We start from the raw sequence: 3,045 nt of genomic DNA, 5'->3' as shown, positions 1-3,045 counted from the left end.
GCCCAGACCGTGGGGCAGCAGTACAACCCCCGCAACTTCCTGCTCATGCACGCCATGGGTCCCAACGTGGCAGGCGTCATCGGCTCGGCCGTGGCCGCGGGCATCCTGCTGGCGCTGCTGCGGTAGGCCGACCGCCCCCGCGCCCCGCTCCACATATCAATCGGTATCGGTATCGGTATCGGTATCGCTATCGAAATCGATCCCGATCCCGATCTCGATACCGATCGGGGGAGCCGTGGGGCTGACCCCTTGCCCGTCCGGGAAATTCCGAGCAGCATGGTAGGCGTACTCCGTCGCCCGCAGATGAGGAGACACGCCATGAAGACGACGACGCGCCTGGTGAGCGCCCTCTTGGTGTTGATGATGGCCGCCCTTTCCGCCCCGGCCCAGGAGGCCTCGCCCCTGGAAGAGGCGGAACAGCAGGCCATGAGCGATGCCTTGCAGTACGCGCTGGAGTTCCAGCCCACCCAGAAGGCGGCCGAGTGGGTCAACCCCGATACGGGCCGCTCCGGGGCGGTGGTTCCCGTGCGGACCATCGAGAGTTCCCAGGGGGGGCCCTGCCGGGAGTTCATCACCACCATCCTCATCGGCGGGCGCGAAGAGCAGGGCTACGGCACCGCCTGCCGCCAGCCGGACGGGAGCTGGGAGATCGTGTCGGACGACCCACCCGGCACCCCCGGACCCATACCGGCCCAGCCCGCCGTGGCGGCGCCGGCACCGGTGCGCGAGGTGTACGTGTACCCGCCCCCGCCCCCGGTGCACTACTACGAGTACCCGGCGGGGTTCTACGGCCCGTCCCGCATCTTCCTGAGCTTCTCGTACGTGTACCGCAGCGGCTCCCACCATTGGGGCCGGGTGTACCGCGACGGGCGCGACTTCCGCCACCGGCATCCCATCGTTGTGCGCGAACGGGTGAACGTGGGGCACCGGGTGCACGACTACTACCGGTGGAAGGACCGGGGCAGGGGGCGGGGCTGGGACGACCGGCCGGCCTGGGACGATCGCCGGGGCGGCAGAGACGACCGGAGGGACTTCCGGCGGGACGACCGCCGGGACGACCGCAGGGACGACCGCAGGGACGACCGCAGGGACGATCCGTGGCCCGACCCGGACCGCCGCGGCAGGGGGCGCGACCGGCGGTGAGGCAGGGCGGGTGAGCCTCCCCACCCTCAAGGGGTTCCTCGACGTCTCCTTCGTGGACTGGCCGGGGAAGGTGGCAGCGGTGGTCTTTCTGCCGGGCTGCAACTTCCGCTGCCCGTACTGCCACAACCGCGACCTCGTGCTGGTCCCGGACGGCCTGGCCTCCGTGCCGGTGGAAGGGGTGCTGGCGCGCCTGGAGGAGCTCGGGGGGTGGGTCGACGGGGTGTGCGTCACGGGGGGGGAGCCCACCTTGCACCCGGGCCTCCCGGAGCTCCTCGCGCTCTTCCGCAGCCGGGGCCTGGCGATAAAGCTCGACACCAACGGGTCGCACCCCGAGGGGCTCGCAGGCCTGCTCGCGGCGGACCTCCTGGAGGCGGTGGCGCTGGATCTCAAGGCCCCCCTGGAAGCCATCCCCTACCGGCGCAACGCCGGGCCGGGCGCAGACCCCGCCGCGGTGGGCAAGAGCCTGGCGCTGCTGGCCGCCTCGGAGCTCGGGGTGGAGGTGCGCACCACCGTACACCCGGTGCTCCTCTCCCTGCCGGAGGTACGGCGGCTCGCCGCCGAGGCCGGCACCGCCCTCGCCCCCCACCGCGGACCCGTTCGCTTCACCCTCCAGCGCTGCCGCACCGGGGAAACCCTCGACCCTTCCCTGTCGGAAAAGCCTGCCCTGACGCCCGAGGAGTTCGCCCGGTGGGAGGAGGAGGCCCAGGCCTGCTTCGCCGCTCAGAGGAAGGGCGCGGCCCGGGGGGAGGAAGGACCGTGTTTTCTCGCAAAGGCGCAAAGCACGCAAAGATAGCGACTGCGCGTGCTTCTGCGATCCCTAAGACTTCCTTTGCGCCTTTGCGTCTTTGCGCGAAACGAGACTCTTCCCTACCGCGAGGGCTCCTGGAACAGCGCCTCCACGAAGGCCCGGGCGTCGAAGGGGCGCAGGTCCTCCACCTTCTCGCCGATCCCGATGAACTTCACGGGGATCTTGAGCTCGTCGCAGATGCCCACGATGACCCCGCCCTTGGCAGTGCCGTCGAGCTTGGTCAGGGCGATGGAGTCCACCCGCGTGGCTTCGTGGAAGATCTTCGCCTGATTGATGGCGTTCTGGCCGGTGGTGGCGTCGAGCACCAGGAGAACCTCGTGGGGGGCGCCCGGCAGGGCCTTCGTCAGGACGCGGCTCACCTTCTTGAGCTCTTCCATGAGGTGAGCCTTGGTGTGGAGGCGCCCGGCGGTATCGACGATGACCAGATCGGCCCCCCGGGCCACGGCCGCGGCCACGGCGTCATAGGCCACGGCCGCCGGGTCCGAGCCGTGCTGGTGGCGCACCACCGCCGCCCCGGCTCGCTTCCCCCAGATCTCGAGCTGCTCGATGGCAGCGGCCCGGAAGGTGTCGCCGGCGGCCAGCACCACCTTGTGCCCCCGCTGGCGGAACTGGGCGGCGATCTTCCCGATGGTGGTGGTCTTTCCCACCCCGTTCACCCCCACCACCAGGAGGACGTGGGGCCGCGCCTGCCCGAGCTCGAAGTGCCCCTCGTCGGCCAGGAGGATGCCGGCGATGCTTTGCTTGAGGTGCTCGCGCAGGGCCTCGGGGCTCGTGAGCTCCTTGCGGCTGACCCGCTCCTGGATCTCCGCGATGAGGCGCGTGCTGGTGTGCACCCCCAGGTCCGCCGTGACCAGGGCCTCCTCGAGTTCCTCCAGAGTCTGGGCGTCGATCTCCTTGCGGCCGAAGAGGATGCGGTCGACCTTGTGGACGAAGCCCTGGCGGGTCTTGGAGAGCCCCTGCCGGAGCCGCGCAAGGAGGCCGGGCCGGCCGCCGCTCGGCGCCTCGGCCTCGGGTTCCTCCGGCTCTTCGCGGCCGGACGCTTCCTCGATCTCCGGTTCCGGTGCTTCTGCGCGGTTCTCGGGAGGTCCCTCGGC

Annotated in this window: 4 protein-coding genes; 3 read left to right on the top strand and 1 reads right to left on the bottom strand. The window is 70.8% G+C overall.

The annotated features are described in order from the left end of the window. The 3 genes from AB1578_23080 to AB1578_23070 all read left to right on the top strand — a co-directional run. The coding region (locus AB1578_23080) for a sodium ion-translocating decarboxylase subunit beta (GenBank protein MEW6490783.1) at window positions 1-126 on the top strand (126 nt) is incomplete at its 5' end. Window positions 127-318: 192 nt separating this feature from the next. Beyond that, entirely contained in the window at window positions 319-1,143 is an 825-nt protein-coding gene (locus tag AB1578_23075; GenBank protein MEW6490782.1) for an RT0821/Lpp0805 family surface protein, read from the top strand. A 10-nt stretch (window positions 1,144-1,153) separates the two neighbouring features. Next, a complete protein-coding gene (locus AB1578_23070; protein ID MEW6490781.1) occupies window positions 1,154-1,936 on the top strand; it encodes an anaerobic ribonucleoside-triphosphate reductase activating protein in 783 nt (260 codons plus the stop codon). A 74-nt stretch (window positions 1,937-2,010) separates the two neighbouring features. Here AB1578_23070 and ftsY read toward each other — a convergent pair whose 3' ends face one another. After that, the gene (gene ftsY, locus AB1578_23065; protein MEW6490780.1) at window positions 2,011-3,000 is read right to left on the bottom strand and encodes a signal recognition particle-docking protein FtsY; all 990 of its coding nucleotides are present in this window, start codon (window positions 2,998-3,000) and stop codon (window positions 2,011-2,013) included. Between the last annotated feature and the right edge of the window lie 45 nt (window positions 3,001-3,045).

Source organism: Thermodesulfobacteriota bacterium, assembly GCA_040756475.1.
Taxonomy (GTDB): Bacteria; Desulfobacterota; Deferrisomatia; order Deferrisomatales; family JACRMM01; genus JBFLZB01.
The sequence above is the reverse complement of the archived record's forward strand: the minus strand, read 5'-3'. Positions and strand labels throughout refer to the sequence as shown.

Excerpts from the sequence above, each read along its gene's own strand:
- AB1578_23075 (MEW6490782.1), top strand. The coding sequence starts at position 319 with ATGAAGACGACGACGCGCCTGGTGAGCGCCCTCTTGGTGTTGATGATG.